The sequence below is a fragment of the Nannocystis sp. RBIL2 genome (genome assembly GCF_026626745.1).
Taxonomy (GTDB): Bacteria; Myxococcota_A; Polyangia; order Nannocystales; family Nannocystaceae; genus Nannocystis.
In genome coordinates, this window is the sequence record NZ_JAPNJW010000001.1 from 3,221,716 (window position 1) to 3,240,194 (window position 18,479).

Here is an 18,479-nt window from a genome sequence, read left to right on the forward strand (position 1 = left end):
GAAACTCCGTGACGTCCGGCGCTATTGTGCCTCCATACGATCGACCAGTACCTGTACCAGAGCTTCAACGTGGTGATGCTCGCCGTTCGGATACCAGATTGGTACAATTCCATGCTCCGCAAGCGTCTTCTCGCGGGACACACGATCTGAGTCTGCAACTGGCGCCTCTAAGATGGCGTAGTGCTGGTCGGGAGGATCGTCGGTCGCTATGAGAGTGCGGAAGAAACGCATGGTCCGATCCGGCCCCAGGCTACATCCCAGGAACAGTAGTACCTTCGAAGTAAAGGCCCGCTTCAGAGCTTTGGGCAACGGGCGGGCGAAGTCTATCGCTCCGTCACCGTAGGCGGCCTTGTAGTGCGTGAAAGAGAGTACCCTGTCCTGCGCCCGCTCCACGTCGCCATGCACCTTGAGCAGATAGGGCCTATTCTGGACCAGCGCTCTGTGAAACTCCTCCGCGTTTGAACCGATAGCTCGCTCAAGGGAGGGCTTATGGTCGCTAAACACAGACTCGATGACATGATCAAAGTTGGTGGTAATCAGGCAGGTCTTCGTGAGCCGAGGAAGCAGGCACACAGCGCCCTTCGACTCGACAACTCGGCCGAACTCCGTCACGATCTGCTCGGAGAACCATCGCTCACCCATATTGTTGCAAAGCAGTTCGGCAGCCTCTTCGTATTCGCCAGCCAGGATGTGACTCTCGATGATGGCGCGGTCGGTGAGAGACTCGTCGGCGAGGTGGTACAGGAATGATTGCCATCCCTTCATGCCACAGGGGATGGTCAGGCCAGCGCCCACGAAGGGCACGACCGCTCCTCGTCGAGCCGCATCCACCAGGCGCTCGAAGCGTTGGCGTTGGCTCTTGCGCCAGTCCAGACATGCATTCCCGGAATCCCGAAGGTCGCCGAGGCGCTTGTCCTCATATTCCGCATACTTTGCATGATATCCGTCCCGATCAACTGCGAACAACACTTCGCTTCGGGTGTAGGTACCATCCTCGATCTCGATGACCGGTCCACGGCCGTCCAACCACCGGTTGTACGCAGGCCGTTTGAGGTATTCGGTCCGGTCGCTGGAATTCATTCCTGCTCCCCCCACTCCGCGCAACGCGCCTCGGCCTGCTTGATTACGGTCTCCAGCGCCTTCTCCGCCTTGTCTGGTGGATATCCGTGCCGACGCAAAAGGCGCTTCACCCGTGAGCGCATCTCCGCGCGCACGCTCTCCTTCTGGGTCCAGTCCAGGGTCACACTGGAGCGAATAGCTCTCACCAGATCCCGGGCTACTGTGCCAAGCACTGCGTCGCCCATAACCGATCGCACGTCGCCATGGTCGGCAAGCGCATCGTAAAACGCCAGTTCATCGTCCGTCAGCCCGAGGCCGGCGCCGCGCTTGGGGTTGTCACGCACGGCGCGCGCTAGATCGATCAATTCCAAGATGACCTCGGCGGACTCTAGGGCGCGGTTGCGGTACTTTTGGATGGTCTCGGTCAAGCTCTCGGAGAACTTGCGCGCGGCGACGACGTTGGTGCGCTCCAGCGCGGTAATGTTCTCCGAGAGCAGGCGGCGCAGCAGCTCGATCTGAAGGTTCTTGTAAGGGGTCTGCTGAAGCTCCTCCAGGAAGGGCTCGCTCAGAATGGTGATCTCGGGCTTGTCCAGGCCCGCGGCCTCGAACACGTCGATCACCCGGTCGCTCACGACGGCGCGGGAGACGATCTGGCGGATGGCGGCGTCCAGCGCCTCGGGGCTCTGTTTCCTGGGGGTGCCGACCTTACGGATCGTGGCCTCAACTGCTTGGAAGAAGGCCACGCCGTCGCGGTAGCGGCGGGCCTCCTCCAGGTGCAGGGCCAGGGCGACGGCCTTGTTAAGCGCCGCCATGTTGTCCAGGAAGCGCTTGCGCCCATCGTCGCCCTGGGCCAGGGCGTGGTCGGCGGCGGCGCGGACAGTCTTGAGCTGGACGGCCAGGTCCGACGAGAAGTACCCGCTCCAGTTGAAATCGTGGTACAGGTCGGAGACCTTCTCGTAGCAGCCCTGCAGCGCCTCGAGCGCTTCCTGGATTGGCACGCTGGGACGATCCTCGCGGCCCTGGGTGTAGGTTCGGACGGCCTCGCGCAGCGCCTCGGCCACGCCCAGGTAGTCCACGATGAGCCCGCCCGGCTTGCCTCGCCAGACGCGATTCACCCGCGCGATGGCCTGCATCAGGGTGTGGCCCTGCATGGGCTTGTCCAGGTAGAGCGTGTTCGCGCAGGGCACGTCAAAGCCCGTTAGCCACATGTCCCGCACGATGACGAGCTGGAGCGGGTCATTCGGGTCTTTGAAGCGCTCGGCGAGGCGCTCCATCGCCGCCCGGTTGCGCAGGTGCGGCTGGTAGTCGGCGGGGTCCGTCGCCGATCCCGTCATCACCACCTTGATCCGTCCGTGCTCGTCGTCGGCGCCGTGCCAGTCCGGCCGCACGCGCACCAGCTCGCGGTACAGGTCCACGCAGATCCGCCGGGACATGCAGACGATCATCGCCTTGCCGTCCAGCGTCTCCTGGCGCGCCTCCCAGTGTTTGACCAGATCCTCGGCGATGAGCTTGAGTCGCTTCTTGAGCCCGACTACCTTCTCTAGGCTGGCCCATGTCGCGCTCAGCGTCAGCGTAGTGTCCTGTTCCTCGTCCTCGGTCACCTCTTGGAAGTCCGCGTCTACCCGGGGTCGCTCTTTTTCGGGAAGGTCGAGGCGGGCCAGCCGAGACTCGTAGTAGATGGGCACCGTGGCGCGGTCGGCCACGCTCTGCCGAACCGTATAGGTGTCGATGTAGTCGCCAAAGACCTCCGGTGTGGAGCGGTCCTCTCGTTCGATGGGCGTGCCAGTGAAGCCGATGCGCACGGCGTTCGGCAGGGCCTCGTCCAGGTTGCGCGCCAGACCGTCCACGGTGTCGTAGTGCGAGCGGTGGGCCTCGTCTGCGATGATAACCACATTGTCGCGCCCGCAGAGCACGGGCATGCGCTCGCCTTTGCGGGTGCCGAGTTTCTGAAGCGTCGAAAAGATAACGCCGCCGCTCGGCCGGTCGAGTAGCGTGCGCAGGTGCTCGCGCGACTGCGCCTGCTCCGGGGTCTCCCGCAGCAGGTCCTTCGCAGCGACGAACTGCTGATAGAGCTGGCCATCCAGGTCGTTGCGGTCGGTGAGCACCACCAGCGTGGGGTTACGCATCGCCTTGTGTTGGAGCATCCGGCCCGCGAAGAAGACCATGCTGAGGCTCTTGCCGGAGCCCTGGGTGTGCCATATCACGCCCGCGCGGCGATCCCGGCCCTCATGCGCGGCCACGGCGCGCTCGACGGCGTGCTCGACCCCGTAGAACTGGTGGTAGGCCGCGATCTTCTTGACCGGATTCTGGCCCTGCTCCCAGACGCAGTAGCTCCGCAGGTAGCGGAGCAGGCGCCCCCGATCGAAGAGCCCGTGCAGCAGCACCTCCAGCTCCAGTTCAGCCTCGACGTCTTCGGGACCATCGACCCGCCGCCATGGGCCGAAGCGCGACCAGTCGGAGGTCAGGCTGCCCAGCCGTGCCGTGTAGCCGTCGCTAGCTATCAGGAGGTCATTGGTCTCGAAAAGGACGGGGATGTCGGCCTTGTAAGTCTGGAGCTGCTGCCACGCCTTCTCGAGTGTCGCGGCTTCGTCGAGCGGGTTCTTCAGCTCGATCACTGCAAAGGGCAGGCCGTTGACGAAGACCACCAGGTCGGGCCGGCGCTTGGGACCGCCCTGCTTGACGGTGAGCTGGTTGACTACCAGCCAATCGTTGTTGTCGGGACTGTCGAGATCCGCGAGCAGGGCGCGCTCGCCTACGATCTGGTCGCCCCGGCGGACCTCGATCTCCACGCCCCAGGTGAGCGCCCGGCGCCAGGACAGGTTGTTCTCGACCAGCGAAGGTGAGAGCGGGGAGAGGAACTGTCGCGCGACGGCTTCGCGCTCGTCCTCGGAGAGGTGAGGGTTCAGGGTGGCGAGGGCGGTGTGCAGGCGGTCGGCGAGGATGACCTGATCGTAGCCGGCGCGCTCGGGAGACTTGCCGTCCGACGCGATGTCCGGCCCGTGGCGGTGGTCGTAGCCGAGCGCACGGAGCCAGCGGATGGCCTGCTGCTCGACGGCGTCCTCGTTGATGCGCCTCATGGGGTGACCTCGGCGGAGAGGGCTTCGAGGGCCTGATCGAGGGACTCGGGGACGCGGAGTTGGCCGGAGATGAGCTTCGGGAGGAGGAGATCGCGGAGGGCAGTGAGGGCGCGGGACTGCTGTACGTTCAAGGCGATCTTATCGTATATCGGCTCCACAATGGCATTGTACTCCGCAGCTCGCGAGCGGGGCGGTATTGCAACCAGGTGATGGCAGAGATCCTTCCAGTTAGCGCGTGGCATCTTAGTGCCATCTGCTGCGGCGGAGGCGTGAGCCACCATCGCATCCGAGAAGAGATGACCAAAGGCGAACCACCGCCAGTCAGGATGGTGCGGCCGGATAACCAAAATGTCTGTCGACGACACACCATCCATAAAAGCAGGTGCAACCTTGTGGAAATATGGTCGCAGCTTGCCGAAGAGAATATCCCCCCTGCGAAATTTTGACTTAGCGGACCCTGCCTCCGACGCTCGCCCCCATGTCTCCAGCGCCGCGCTACGCCGCGGCATGTGTTCCAGGCCAATGTATGGAGTGTCCGGGGCGAGTCCTGCTGGATCGACGATGTCGCGCACAATCTCGGCAACGTGTCCAATCCCCGCCACACGCCAGCCCACCGGAATGGCGCCGATGGGGGTATCATCAATCTCAACAAGATCATCGAAGTTGACAAACCAGGACTTGAACAGGACCTGCGCCATCTCCTCCAGGGTGCGGATTTTCTGACGGTTTAGCTCGATCCTGTCGTCAACCGAGCCGAGAACGGCAGCAATTCGACGCTGCTCATTGAGGGGTGGCAAGCGGATCGGAATCCACCGCACCACACTCTCATTGAGATTTGGCATGGTTGCCCCGATGGCGTGCTGTTGAATCCACTCGTAGGCGGTCTCTGTCGATAGCGCGAACGAGAGGAAGGAATGATCTACCACGCCGCCGGGGATGCGCAGTCTGATGGCTCCTGTCCCACATAGCCATCCTTCCTGTTCAGGTGTGACAAGCGCCGAGAGACCAGCAGCCTGCACACCACGCCGGGCGAACAGAATGTCACCCGTCTTGAGGCGATGGCGCTCTAATTCGGCTGCCTTCGCAGATGAGATTCTCGGCACGCCGTTCCCATCTATCCGCCGGCGCCCGATTGCACTCGTGGGCACCACTCGAACTGCGCCGTCTTCGGTGTAGTCGTACGCATGCAGTTGTGAGCCGAATGGACCTGTCTGAAGCTCGCCCCCGGCGGAGTCGATGAGGTTGCCGATTGTGGTCGTCTTCCAATCAGCGACCATGACTGAGGCTCCTCAGTGCTACAAGCATTACCTTGTTCAATCGCTGCTCTTGCTCGATTTGGGTTTCGAGTAAGGCCAAGAGGCTGTCGAACTCGTCACCGGACACGGCACTTCGATCTTCAACCTCCTCCACCCCCACGTACCTCCCCGGCGTCAGCACAAACTCGTGTTTAGCGATCTCCTCCCGCTTTGCACTCTTGCAGAACCCAGGTACGTCCTGGTACGCTCCGCTCACCGTCCGCCAGGCGTGGTAGGTCTTAGCGATCCGCTGGATGTCCCCACCCTCCAGAAGCCGATGCACTCGGGTGTCCATCGTGCCGAGCTTGCGCGCGTCGATGAACAGCACCTCACCGCGTCGGTCCCGCAGCAGCTTCTTGTCCCAGCTCCGCCCGTTGTTTCGGTTCCGGGCCATTACCCACAGACAGACCGGGATCTGGGTCGAGTAGAAGAGCTGGGGCGGCAGCGCCACCATGCAGTCCACCAGTTCCATCTCGACCAACTTCTGCCGGATCTGGCCCTCGCCGGACTGCATGGACGACATGCTGCCGTTGGCCAGGATGAACGCCGCAACCCCGTTTGGCGTCAGGTGGTGGACCATGTGCAGGATCCAGGCGTAGTTGGCGTTGCCCACCGGAGGAGCGATCATCGGCGCCTTCCAGCGCACATCGCTGCGCAACTCCTCACCGTGCCATTGGCTTACGTTGAAGGGCGGGTTCGCCAGGATGAAGTCGAAGCGCTCGTCCCTGAACAGGTCCTCACGGAAGGTATCGGCGTGGCTCTGACCCAGGTTGGCCTCGATGCCCCGGATGGCTAGGTTCATACGCGCCAAGCGCCAGGTGGTAGGATTCGACTCCTGGCCGAAGATGCTGGCCTGCCGGCGCTGGCCGCCGTGCTCCTCGATGAACTTCACCGACTGCACGAACATGCCGCCCGAGCCGCAGCAGGGGTCATACACGCGCCCGCCGAAGGGCTCGATCAGCGCGACCAGCAGCTTGACCACGCTCTCGGGCGTGTAGAACTCGCCTCCGCCCTTGCCCTCGGCACTAGCGAAGCGGGACAGGAAATACTCGTAAACCCGGCCCAGGATGTCCTTGCTCCGCCCGTGTTCGTCCTTCTCCACCATCCCGATGCCCGAGACCACGTCCACCAGCTTGCCCAGGACGGCTTTGTCCAGCATGGGGCGGGCGTAGATTTTCGGGAGGGCGCCACGCAGGCGGGGGTTGGCGCGTTCGATCGCGTCCATCGCGTCGTCAAGGCGCTTGCCGATCTCTGGCTTGCGTGCAGCGGCGCGTAGCTCGGCCCAGCGCGCCTCGGGGGGTGCCCAGAAGGCGCCCACCGACGTAAACTCGTCGGAATCCTCCAGGAGCGTGGCCAGTTCCTTCCGCTGGGCCGCCTCGCCTTTAACATAGTAGTCGCTGCCGGGCTTCTTTACCGCGATGGCCAGATCCGTGGCGCGGGCGTCGAAGGCGTCCGAGATGTACTTCAGGAAGAGGAGCCCCAAAACGACGTGCTTGTACTCCGCCGGATCGACGTTGTTGCGGAGCAGATCGGCGGCCTCCCACAGTTGGGCCTCAAATCCGATGCTGGCAGTAGGGGTGGTCGCAGCGGGCATCAAAAAACCTCCAAAGCGGGCACATCGTTATTTGGCGCTCTTGAGCAAGTTCGAACCTGAGAGGCCACGATCACTCGATCGGGGATTTCCGAGCACGCCCCGGCCACGAGGCGGGTGTTGCCTGGATCACGTTTAGCGGGGAGACCGAGGAAGGGGCGCCGTGCATGGCACTGAGGTACTTGGACGGGCCGAGCCTGGAGGGGCGACTGCGAAGCGCCGCTGCCGTGGCGGGAGGTAGTCGACCAGGCGACGAGGTCGCGTGCCCCCAGATGTCCCCAGAAGCGGTCCCACGTGGCGTGGTCCGGCTCCAGAAGCCACTGGGGGCGTCGCTCACTCCGCGCGAGGGCGCGGAGGCCGGCAGAGGCGGCGAGTGCGGCCGCGCTCGCGTCGGGAGGCAGGTCTGGGACCGCGAGCATGGGGATTAGTGTCGCCCATGTCCGCGTCCCCTGTCTAGGGAAGGGCCGTATGGACCTAGCCGAGCCCCATGAGCGTCGTGAAGGATTTTTCCGGCCGGGAGGGCCGTTTTTTCTCGGCTCCGAAGCACCCCGCTGATGCTCCACTTCGCCTCGCCTCTTCCGGGGATATTGCTGAGCTCGGGGCTCAAGAAATCCACGAGATCCTTGATCATTCCGATCTTGACCTTGCGTCTTTCGGGCAAGGTGACGAAAAACATCACCGGAGTGCCCCTTCCAAACCGAGCGAGCGCGAACGAGTAGTGGTGGTGGTACGCGCGTTGTGCGCGGCGAACGCCTCGCCACGGAACCCGCGCGTCGCCTTACCGTCACACTGGAATGCCGTCAGATCGTCACGTCCGTCGTCGGGAGCCGGATGTCGAGGGTCTTCTTGCGGCCTCCCAACTCGATCTTGTACTTGCCGAGCCGGACCTTGAACGCCGCTCGACCGGAGCCGCCCGTGGTGATCGGCAGCACGGGCTTTCCCTGCTCGTCGAGCACGGTCCCGGCGACCGGCACGCCCCCGTCGTCGTGGTGGACCACGACGTCGCTCCACCCGCGCGGGACTGTGATTCGTGCCTTCTTCTTCTTGCCCTCGAACTTCACGAACTCGTCGGTTTCGACGAGCTCGTTCGGCTGGGCCGCCTCCTCCGGATAGACCACGTGCAGGCGATACTCGCCGCTTCGCAGATCGTCGAATACCACGGTCGACTTCTTGCCGACCCTGAGCGTCCCGAAGCTGCGGTCCAGGTTCGGACCGTGGATGGTGACCAGCGCACCCACGGCCGCGCCGCCGGTCGCCTTGCGCACCCAAACCGTGAGCTCGCCCCGCTGCTCCGGCTGGCCCTCCAGCGAGGTCTCGAGGAGCACCTCAGCGGTCGTATAGCCGCGGACCTCGGCCGGCTGCGTGACCCCGTCGACCTCCTCCAGGTAGACCTCATAGGACCCCAGCGGGAGCCCGTGGAAGACCGCCACGCCGGCCTTGTCGGTCGCCTCCCAGGCGTAGGTCGCAAACTCGTGCGACAGGACGACAGTCACCGTCTGCTTCGGCGGCATCCCGTTGGCGCCGAGGACGTGAACGATCAGGCTGCCCTGGGTCTCCGGGTCCTGCGGCTCGGGCGGTGGAGCCGGCTTCATCCCCTCGAGAATCTCCTGATAGACGCGGAAGAACTCGATCGGGTTGTAGTGCCAGACGTGGGTCCCGTTCGCCGGCAGCACGTCACGGGCTTTTTCCCACCACTGATAGGGCTCCAGCGCCTCCCACACGCCCATGGTGTTGAATTGTAGCTCGTCGATTCGGGCGATCGTGCGGTCGAGGTCAAGATTCCACTCGCTGCGAAAACGGCACGCGGTGCGCCGGAGCTCGTGGCAGGCGTCGCTCTGGTAAAACATGAAGATCTCCGACTCCGTCACGATCTTGTCGGGGACGAGGTCGATCCGTTCCATCAGCGTCGCCGGGAGGTCGGCGTGGAGGTCGTCGTCCTTGTCGTCGATCACGTCCCAGCTCGGGAGCAAGAGGTCCTCGGAGAAGACCTCCCAGTGGATCTCCTGCCGGAGTTCGTGCTCGCCGGCCTCGTTGAAGCTGGCTGCCCGGCCGGACTTCCACAGCGGCTCTCCTCCCGAGATCCGGACATCGAGGCCGGTGACGACGTCGGCGAGCCCGTATCTGTCCAGCTTCGCCACCGCCGCCGCGAACGCGGGGTCGATCGGGTCGGATTTCTTGCCGCCGGCAGCCGGCGTGGTCTGCTTCTCGGCGGCGAGCTCGAACGCGGTCTTGCGCAGGGCCTTGTCCGTCTTCCCACCCCTCGACACGATCCCGTCCCAATTCGCGGGCTTGGTCGGCCACGGGTGCTCGGCCTGAAACGCCTTGATCGCGGCGTCGAGGTCGAGGTCTACGGCGCCTGTCGGCTCGCTGCGCGACTTCAGGAAGCCGAGAGTGATCAGACGACGCTCGACCCATTCGATGTCAGCGGTATTGGTGGAACCGATCGCCACGTCGGCCTTGATCCGGTGCGAGTCGGCCTCCTCGCGGTTGCGGAGGTCCTCCGCGGGACCCTCCTGCTCGTCGGGCTCCTCGGCAGGCGCGTCGGACCCCCCCGTCAGCTTGACCTTCTCGACCCATGAGATGTCGGCCGCGCGCGCCTCCTTCAGCGTGAGCGGCTGGAGGTGCATGAGGAGGACGTAGATCGTGCGGTTGGGGTCGGTGGCGGGCTCTTGCGGCGCGGTAGGCTCCTCGCTCGACTCCTCGGGCGGGAAGAGCTCGTTCCACGTGTGGCCCGGGATGTCGATGACACCATCGGGCCACCGCTCCGGGTGCTTTTTGTAGGGGTTCGTGATCGTCGCCTGGAACGCCTTGATCGCCTCGCCGAGCGCGGCCTCCACCTGGCCGTCGTTCAGCCGGGCGGGATCGTCGGGGAGGTAGTGTCCCAGCTCGTGCAGCCTCGCCTTGATCTTGTTGACCGCCGCGGGGTCCTTGACCTTGTGTCCGACGCCGATCTTTCCGCTGTAGGTCTTCGCGGGCTCCTGGCCCGGCTTCGGCGCGTCGTGGCCCTTCTGCATGCGCTCGAAGACCGACTGCGGGACCTCGTGGCGGATGAGGATGAAGCTCGTGTGCCCGAAGGTCCAGCTCCCGGATGCCTCGTCGGGCGCGAGCCGGACCGCGACGATCGTGCCGTTGCAAGGAGCATGGACCAGGTTGCCCTCGGGCGCCGGCAGATGCACCCCGCCGTGCCAGAAGTTGTTGGCCCCCAGCGGGAAGTAGCCGCCGTAGGACTCGACCTCGACGCGTCGATGCAGTCGTTCGACGAGCTCCGACTCGAACAACTCGCCCAGGGGCTCGAAGACCTGCTTCGGTCCCCAGGGGCCGAGCTTCTCGAGCTCCTCCAGGGGGTCGAGCCTCGGGCTCTCTTTTCTATTTCCGAGCTCGCGTTCCCATGCATCGCCGCCCACGACCCTCGTGTACGTGGGCTTTTCAGCCCCGGCATTCCACGGTGAACGAATGACCTCGAAGTGAAGGTGGGGCCCTCCTGCCTTCCCCGTGTTCCCGACCTTGGCGATAACCTGGCCTTCGACGACCTCCTCGCCTTGCTTGACCGCGATGGACCCGGCTTCGCAATGCGCGTACCAGAACAGGAGCTCGCGCTCCCGATCGTAGATCGCCACGGCCGTCCCGTACCCGCTGGACTTGCCGTCCCACTCCTGCGTCCACACGACGGACCCGTCGGTGACGGACAGGATCGGCAGGCCCTTCGCACCTTCCCCCAACACGGGCTCCTCGACTCCCGGTGCGAGTTGCCCGAGATCGATGCCCTGGTGAAAATGAAAGTACTTGTCGGTGAGCTTGCGCGGATAGAGGAATGCTCCTGCCTCGCACCCGTTGCTCCCGCCCTTGTTGGGGCAGGTGAATTTTACCCCCTTCGTCTGGAGGGCGCGGTACTTGTTCCGACAAGAGCTGCCCGGGAGTTGATCGGGATTCAGCGTCGCCGGGTCGAGGTCGACGCACGGCAAGGGTCGCTTCATGACCGTCCCCGGGACGGGATTTCGATAAATGACCCTCTTGGGCGGCATGGATGCGTCTCCTCTCGCTCGTCGCGTCAGCCCTGAGCGGGGGCGGCGCTGACGTCGCGCGCGCAGCGGAAGCCTCTGTACGGCGATTGATGCTTGTCGGTGCAGCTGTCGCCGCCCGAGAAGGGCCATTCCCCGCGGCCCACAGTGTTGAAGCGACAATCGCTCGGAGCGGGCCGTCCGGGGACTAAGGCATGGGTCATCATCTCCCCGACGCTGTCCGTCATGTCGCACAGGCCCTGCTCCGTGTCGTCCTTCGGGGAGCTACAGACCTCCCGCATCCAGGGGTTGGGGCCGGAGCGGTCGCACTTGACCTTCGGCGAGTACCCGCCACCCCATGAGCAGGCGTACTCCGACTTTCGGCTGCGTGCCGCGAATTCCCACTCCGCATCGGTCGGCAGGCGCTTCCCCACCCACTCGCAGTACTTCTTCGCCTCCCAGCCCGCGACGCAGGTCGCCGGGTGCTTCTCACGGCCGGGCCTCGGATCGCGCATCGGGGTGTAATTATTGATGCTGCATTCCTTGCGTAACTCCGGAGGCGGGCTCTTGGTGCCGGCCGAGAGCACCGGTTCGTCGGCGCAGAACCCGGCCTTGTAGCAGGCGTGGAACTCCTCCGCCGTGACCTCGGCGCGGTCGATGTCGAAGGTGGCGACATCCACCTCGTAGGTCTTGATGTAGGGCCAGCCCTCGAAGTCCTCGTAAGCCTCTTGGTAGTTGAAAGTCGGGTCGTAGTGATCCGGTCCTGGCGGCCCCAGGCGGAAGTGGCCGCCGGCGATCCGCACCATGTCGGGCCCGGACGCCAGGACCAGCTCGCGCTGGTACGACTTGCCGGCCTCGAACTCGATGTCCTCCATGAAGCCCTCCAGGCCGTCCGCGACGAGCCGGAGACGCAGCTGGCACGCCGGGATCGCGGTCGGCTGGGCGGCCGCCCCGGGGACCTCCCAGTCCCCGAGAAACACCGCCGGGTTCGCGGGCTTCCCCTCCGGCGTCTTGGCCGTGACGGTGAGCTGCGCGACCTGCAGCCCCGCGAACTGCGGCGCGCTCACGGTGGTGAGCGCGCCGACGGCGGCCTCCACCGTGGCGCTCGCCTTCCCGCACGGGCCGTCGAGCTCGAGCGTGTGCTTGCCCGGCGCGACGACGAGCGGCTCCTGCGACGTCTTCCCCCGCGGCTCGCCGTCGACGGTGACGGCGAGCCCGGGCGGAACGTCGAGCGCCAGGCGGGTCTCGGCGGGGCCCGCCTGCCCGGTGGGGCCGGACTTCTGCTCGCTGGTCGACCCCGTGTTCGGGCCTTGCACGCACCCTCCGAGCGTCAGCAACGCGAGGAGAATGGGCGTTCGGGGGCGGGAGCTGAAATCATGCATGCGTGACCTCCTGGTGCTTCGTGCGCGAGATTCGTCGCTTGCGTCGATCGCCGGAACCGGAAATAGTGGCCGGGATGCCGGAGTCGCAAGACCCAAAGTCAACGGAAGACGAGCACGAGCCCGAGCCCACGGAACCCCGGCTCATCGGGACGTTCGCGGCAGCTCGCTCGGACCGCGAGCGTGAGACGTTCAACACGCTCGAGGTCGGGCCGCGCTGGACGTTCTCTTCCTGACCTCGCTTCAGCACCCGTGAGCCTCCTGCAGGGCGGCGATCGTCGGCCCGTCCAGCGCCCCCGTCACCTCGAGGCCGCGCAACGCTTGAAAGCGGCGCAGGGCCCGCTGGAAGCCATCGTCCGGCGTCGAGGGCTCGGCGCCGTACACACCGAGGCTTCGCAGGCGCTGCGCGGCGCCTCGCCAGTGGTCCGCGGGTTCGAGGTGCCCCACCTTGAACTCGTACTTCTCGCCACGCTCCGGGAGCACCAGCGTCGCCCTCGTCACGTCAGCCGGGATCGCGGCCTCGAGGCGTCCTTCGTCGTCCGCCGTGCCCTCGAGCGTCAGGCCGCCCATCGTGAGCGCATAGGGCTCGCTCGCCAGGGGGTTGCCGTTGCGCTGGAGTCGCAGGCGAAACATCGCCCTGGGGCGCTTCACGCGGAAGCAGTGCGCGCCGTCGACTCCGACCTCGAACGTGCGCGGACCTGGCTCGGGCAGCGAGACCTCGTCGCCGGGCGCGAGGACGTTGGGATCGCGCTTGGCCTCTCGCAGGGGGTCGTTGCCCGGGTCGTTCCAGATCCTGTCGAGAGGAAGCCAGGTACGCTCGGCGAGGGAGCTGATGCACTCGCCTTGCTTGATCTTGTGGGTCGGCATGAGTGAATGCTCGGGTGGTCATCCAGCGACAGCGGTGTCACGCGGGCCCGGCCTCGCCACCAGCTCGCAGACGCTGCCGTCGAGGTCCGGAAATGACACACGGCAGATACCGGGCGGAAGGCGTGTGATTCGTCGTCGCCGCCGGCGCCTACTTCGCGCGCCGGCAGGCCGCGCAGCCCGCCGGGGATCCCCCTCAGACGCCCGCGCCTGACCCCCAGACCATCCCGGCGCCCAAGCCGACCAGCACAGGCCCGATCACCTGGGACGGCGCGCTGCCGCTGCCTACCACCGCCGACGTCAAGGGCGACCTCGATCGCAACTGGGGCACGACGCCGGCGGATCTGCGCCCCCTCTTTCTGCTCGCGGAGGAGGCGAGCGGCATCGTCGGGGCCGCGCGGATCCTCGCGGTGATCGCCTACCGCGAGTCCCGCTTCATCCCCGCGGCCCACAACGGTGACGCCGAGAGCGAGCAGTCCGAGCGCAACTATTCCTATAACGCCTATCACAACAACAAGGACCGCAACCCCGCCCTCATGCACGGTGACGCCGCGGCCGCGTTCGGCAGCGGCGGCCTGTTCGGCGCGCTCGCGCCGTACTTCCTGTGGACAGGCGTACAGGAGCTCAAGGACAAGGCGCCGCTGCTCGGCTCCGATCCGCGGATCATGTTCCTGCCACGCGTCGCGGCCTTCGCCGCCACCGTCTACCTGCAGCGCCTCCTCAAGCACTACGACATCCGCGACGTCGCAGACATCAAGGTCGGCTGGGGCAGCATCTCGCTCCTGATCCCACCCGGCCGCGACGGCGACACCTACAACAAGATCCGCTCGCAGTTCTGGGAGGACGCCAAGACGGTCGGCATCGATCTCGGCGACGTCGCCACGGTCCCCACCAAGATGCGCGCCGACAACTGGCCTGGCGTCGCTGCCGTCTTCCAGAAGCTCGTCGGCCAGCTCCCCGTTCCGAAGGTCCTCGTATGAGCTACCTGACCACATGCTACGGGGCCGACCTGGAAGCGGTCGCCGACCTCGTGCCCGAATTCGATGCACGCTCTCCCGACGCTCTGGCGATGTTCAACCTGTCTCAATGGTCAGATGTCGCCCAGACGCTCGGGTTCATCACCCAGCTCCAGATCGCCGCCGGCGCGCTGCTGAACGCCCGGCAAGGTCCGGCGAACCTGCACGCTGCCGCCCTGGCGAGCTTCGAGACCTGGCATCGCCAGCGTCCGCGGACTTCCTCGCCGGCGATCTCCGCCGCCGTCCGCGCCGCGCGGGCGAAAGTCCGCCACGAGGTCCTCGTCGGATACACCGCCGCGTACTCCAGCGAGCTCTGGTTCATCGATCGGCAGCCGTCCTCGCTGCGTGACAACGCCTGCTTTGACCGCGGCAGCACCACGCTCAGCGGACGCGCCTTCCTCGACGACGCCCCCGCGAACTTCTTCCACAAGAATCGCAGCCTGGAATCGACGGCCGCGTGCGGCTGGGCCGGCCCTGTGCTCCTGTCCCTTGGGACGTTCCCATGGGTCTACGGCGGGCGGCTGTACCGCACCCCGCCGGCCCTCGACTGGGACGCCACCGCCACTCACAACCCCGCTGTCTCCGCCATGCGCCTGTGCGCGGGCTTGTGGCAACCGGAGGGCAACCTCCGCCAGGACGCGCGCACGGTCGTCCACCACTACCGGTACTTCCGCGAGGCGGTCGACCTCGTCCTGCGCGACATCCCGCTCTACGACCCGAGGGCGCTCGTCCCCGGCCGCCTCTACCGCCGCGGCCTCCTGCTGCACGCCGAGCAGGCGAGCCTCGAGCTCGCCACCGTGCCGACGCCATTCGGCCCGCTCGCGGCCAACGCTCACAACTACATCGTTCGCCGCTTCGCGGGCTTCTTCGCGTTGCGCCGGGCGCTGCTCCGCGACGCCACGCGCCTCAGCCCGGCGCTCGCCGCCCTCGTCGCCCAAAACCCCGATCCCTGCCTGCGTGCCTTCGCCCCGAAGGGGCTCGCCGGCGCGGTCCTGCAAGCCGCGGAGGTGCGGCCGTGATCATCGAAGTCACCTCCGACCGTTACGCCAAGATCTTCGGGCATCACCCGTTCGCCACCACCGCCTTCACCAGCGCCGGCACGCCCTACGAGGCGATGGTCGCGTGCCTGAGCGACCCCAGCTCGTGCGACACCAACTTGGATCGGCTGCTGAACGGCAAGCTCCAGAATCAGATCGGCACCCGCGACTTCAAGCTCGGTGCGCAGTACATGGTCCACCGGATCGTCACCGCCGCGAAGGAGTCGATCGACCTCGGCGCGCTCCAGACCAATGGCGTGCTGCGCGGGCTCGACGGCGCGATCGACCTCGTCATGACGCGGTTCTCCCTCCCGGACCTCATGGACGAGGACATGGTCTTCAAGGCCCTCTCCGACGCCGCCTTCGGCGCCGGCATGAAGGCCCTCGGCGCGACCGGCCCAGTCGGCAAGGTCATCGCTGCGATCGTCGGCTTCGGCGTTGCCATCGGCCAGGCTCACGCCGCGCGCCAGAAGGCCGCCAAGATCAGCGAAGAGCAGGCCCGGCGCGCCGTGTTCGCGCGCATGCCCCCGCTGCAGCAGCCCTCGAAGGACACCGACGACTACCTCGTCAACACCGCGCTCCTGCCGATCCTCGCTGGCGGCGACTGGACCAAGATCTTCGCGCCGCGCTTCGACGGCGACGAGTGGGTCGGCGTCAAGCGCAAGCACGGCTACGCGTTCGCGCCTGGCAAGTCCACTGGCGGCAAGGACGAGGCAGGGGAGGACGTTGCGATCTTCGAGCCCGGCGAGGGCCTCGGTGTGTTGCCCGGCATGGACCAGATCACGTCGGTGATCCAGGTTAGCCTTGATCCGTTCGGCCCTGAGATCGCCGCGTTCAACGCCGATCGCAGCTACGCCTGGCCGATCAAACAGGAGCACGTCGTCGACGTCGGCCAGTTCTACATCAACCTCGGCCGGCTCGGCGCGACCGCCTGGGCGCTCGCCACGCAACAAGAGCAGAGCCTCGACCTCTACAAACTTCACATCGCGGATCTGCACGCTCGCTGGAAGCGCTATTGCGACGGGGGGATTCGCTTCTTGCGCGACAACGGGAAGGCGTGGGCCGAGGGCGGCAAGCGCTTCGACGATCTGCGCTACGTCTACGGCAGCTCGATCGGCTGCGCCGTGGGCGCCTGGCAGTGCTACGTCTCCGGCGGCACCACCTATTCGCCCCAGTACGGCCGCAGCCTCCCGGGCAATGTCCGCAGGGACATGGGCCGCTTCGACGGCCTGAGCCCCATGTACGGCTGCGTTCTCCACCCGAACCTCACACGGGCGATCGGCAAGGGCGAACTCTGCCTCGTCAGCATGTACGACTCGCATCTCAAGGCCACACTCGACATGGTGCGCGCGCGGCAGGTCCACTACCTCCGCCATTCCTTGCAGTGCGCCTACGTCCGCTCGAGCTGGGACGCGTTTAGAGACGATAAAATGATGATACTGTTGAATCAGATGCGGGGGCTGCTGCTGGAGCACCCCGACCGCCGGCTCGTCGATCTGAGCGATGTGCCGGTCGGCGAGAAGTTCCAGGGCCAGGACTGGAAGGACCAACTCCGCAAGGCGGGCGTCCAGGATCGGCCGCCCGGCGTCCTGGGCCTCAAGCTCAGCCCCGGCTCGCTCGAGCCCACCAAGGATCCTGCGCCGGTCGTGCCCGAGGCATCGCTGGCGATGCCGTTTGCAGACCCGCAGCGGTGCGACAGCGACTGCACGACGCAGCGCAACGGCTTGCGGGCGGCGGGGATCCTGGGCGGCACGGCCCTGGCCGCCGGAACAGGTTACTGGATGTACCGGCGCGCGCGCGACCGGAAGGAGAGCCGGCGATGACGGACGCGACCTTGCAGGAATGCCTCGACAGCTACACCCAATTCCGCGAGTACGCCGCGCGCGCCCAGCGGCGCTGGCGATGGATCGCCGCGATCTCGGGAACCGCCGGCCTCGGGCTCGGTGCCCTGTTGACCGTCGCGTTGCGACCACGGCGCGAAACTTCTGACGACGAACGCACGAGGTGAACCATGGCACGCGAACTCACGATCGAAGAGCTGCACCCGACCGCGTGGCACCTGCGCCTGCGGGATCACAATACCGGCAAGCTGCACGAGCTCGACCTCCGCGGCCCGGGTCCCTGGACCGTCGAAATGAACGGCAAGGCGGTCGCTGCACAGGCCGCGTCGGCCGCGGCACTCGAGCCGATCGCGCCCGCCGAGCTCGAATGGGTCAAGACCGAGCGCGAGGGCCGGCAAGCCTACGAGGCCCGCCACGGCGACGGCACCTTCCAGCTCCTCAAGGCCAAGTGCCCCGGCAAAGGCACCTGGGGCCTCTTCTACTTCGCGGCGGACGGGACGTGGCGCGACATCGCCTGCGGTCCGCTCGCGGAGATGAAGGCTGAGGCCAAGCGCCTTATCGGCGCCCCGCCGAGCACCCGCGGCGACCACAGCCCGGCGGACTGGGCGCGCGAAGCGATGAACGCTGACGCCGCGAAGGAGCCAGCGGAAGCGGCGCCCAAGCGCAGCGAGAAGGCAGAGCGCGGCGAGAAAACGGAGCGCAGCGAGAAGGTGGAGCGTAGCGGGAAGGTGGAGCGTAGCGGGAAGGCGGAGCGCAGCGAGAAGGCGGACCGTCGCAAGGCCGAGCGCAAGGGCAACGTGTCCGAGGCCGCGCCGCCACCCAAGCCGAAGGCCCCATCGGTCGATCTCGAGTGGGAGGAGGTCACGGACGCCGGCCGCCGAGGCTTCCGCGCCGCCTTCCACGGCGGCGCGTACAAGCTGCTGCGCGTCGCAGGCGACCGCTATGCGCTGTACTACGAATGGAAGAACGGCAAATACATCTACCTCGGCTGCGGCACGATCGATGAACTCGAGAACTTCGCCGGCGAGCACGCCGCCAAGGGCCTTCCGAGCCAGCCCGAGAGCAGCCTGACCGAAGATGTCGCGCGGCAGGCTTGCGCGACCTCCGCGGCGCCGACGCCCCCCGCACCTGAGCCCGAGACGCCCCCCGCCGTGCCGGAGCCGAGGCGTCCGCCCAGGCGCGAGCGCGAGCCGGAACCGCCTGCGCCCGCTCCAGCCGAACCTGCTCGTGAAGACCCCGACGAACCCGTCGACCCGGAGAAAGACGCAGGCATCACCGAGTCGCTCAAATCGGCGCTCGCCGCGATGGACATCTGACGGAGC

Annotated in this window: 12 protein-coding genes; 5 read left to right on the plus strand and 7 right to left on the minus strand. The window is 66.3% G+C overall.

Features of this window, described 5'->3' with window-relative positions:
* Nucleotides 1-21: 21 nt before the first annotated feature.
* From OV090_RS12575 to OV090_RS12605, 7 genes are all read right to left on the minus strand, one after another.
* Nucleotides 22-1,080, minus strand: a complete 1,059-nt coding sequence (locus OV090_RS12575; protein ID WP_267703846.1) for an SIR2 family protein — start codon at nucleotides 1,078-1,080, stop codon at nucleotides 22-24.
* Nucleotides 1,077-4,136, minus strand: coding sequence for a type I restriction endonuclease subunit R (locus tag OV090_RS12580; protein WP_267703847.1), 3,060 nt, complete (start codon nucleotides 4,134-4,136; stop codon nucleotides 1,077-1,079). Before OV090_RS12580 ends, OV090_RS12575 begins: the two co-directional genes overlap by 4 nt.
* Entirely contained in the window at nucleotides 4,133-5,413 is a 1,281-nt protein-coding gene (locus OV090_RS12585; RefSeq protein ID WP_267703848.1) for a restriction endonuclease subunit S, read from the minus strand. The genes OV090_RS12580 and OV090_RS12585 overlap by 4 nt, the downstream gene beginning before the upstream one ends.
* Nucleotides 5,403-7,025 carry a class I SAM-dependent DNA methyltransferase gene (locus OV090_RS12590; protein ID WP_267703849.1) on the minus strand — a complete coding sequence of 541 codons (1,623 nt, stop codon included), beginning with the start codon at nucleotides 7,023-7,025 and terminating at the stop codon, nucleotides 5,403-5,405. Before OV090_RS12590 ends, OV090_RS12585 begins: the two co-directional genes overlap by 11 nt.
* 797 nt (nucleotides 7,026-7,822) lie before the next feature.
* Entirely contained in the window at nucleotides 7,823-10,996 is a 3,174-nt protein-coding gene (locus OV090_RS12595; protein WP_267703850.1) for a peptidoglycan DD-metalloendopeptidase family protein, read from the minus strand.
* Nucleotides 10,997-11,070: 74 nt separating this feature from the next.
* Nucleotides 11,071-12,336 carry an SUMF1/EgtB/PvdO family nonheme iron enzyme gene (locus OV090_RS50645; protein WP_267703851.1) on the minus strand — a complete coding sequence of 422 codons (1,266 nt, stop codon included), beginning with the start codon at nucleotides 12,334-12,336 and terminating at the stop codon, nucleotides 11,071-11,073.
* 306 nt (nucleotides 12,337-12,642) lie between these two features.
* A complete protein-coding gene (locus OV090_RS12605) occupies nucleotides 12,643-13,266 on the minus strand; it encodes a peptidoglycan-binding domain-containing protein (protein ID WP_267703852.1) in 624 nt (207 codons plus the stop codon).
* 407 nt (nucleotides 13,267-13,673) lie between these two features.
* Between OV090_RS12605 and OV090_RS12610 the strand changes: the two genes are divergently transcribed.
* From OV090_RS12610 to OV090_RS12630, 5 genes are read left to right on the plus strand one after another with little or no spacing between them, the layout of a single operon-like run.
* Nucleotides 13,674-14,243 carry a hypothetical protein gene (locus OV090_RS12610; RefSeq protein ID WP_267703853.1) on the plus strand — a complete coding sequence of 190 codons (570 nt, stop codon included), beginning with the start codon at nucleotides 13,674-13,676 and terminating at the stop codon, nucleotides 14,241-14,243.
* Nucleotides 14,240-15,298 carry a hypothetical protein gene (locus OV090_RS12615; RefSeq protein ID WP_267703854.1) on the plus strand — a complete coding sequence of 353 codons (1,059 nt, stop codon included), beginning with the start codon at nucleotides 14,240-14,242 and terminating at the stop codon, nucleotides 15,296-15,298. Before OV090_RS12610 ends, OV090_RS12615 begins: the two co-directional genes overlap by 4 nt.
* Complete coding sequence (locus OV090_RS12620; RefSeq protein ID WP_267703855.1) at nucleotides 15,295-17,139, plus strand: hypothetical protein; 1,845 nt, start codon at nucleotides 15,295-15,297, stop codon at nucleotides 17,137-17,139. The genes OV090_RS12615 and OV090_RS12620 overlap by 4 nt, the downstream gene beginning before the upstream one ends.
* Nucleotides 17,136-17,324, plus strand: a complete 189-nt coding sequence (locus tag OV090_RS12625) for a hypothetical protein (RefSeq protein WP_267703856.1) — start codon at nucleotides 17,136-17,138, stop codon at nucleotides 17,322-17,324. The genes OV090_RS12620 and OV090_RS12625 overlap by 4 nt, the downstream gene beginning before the upstream one ends.
* A gap of 3 nt (nucleotides 17,325-17,327) precedes the next feature.
* Nucleotides 17,328-18,473, plus strand: coding sequence for a hypothetical protein (locus tag OV090_RS12630; RefSeq protein ID WP_267703857.1), 1,146 nt, complete (start codon nucleotides 17,328-17,330; stop codon nucleotides 18,471-18,473).
* The last annotated feature ends 6 nt before the right edge of the window (nucleotides 18,474-18,479 follow it).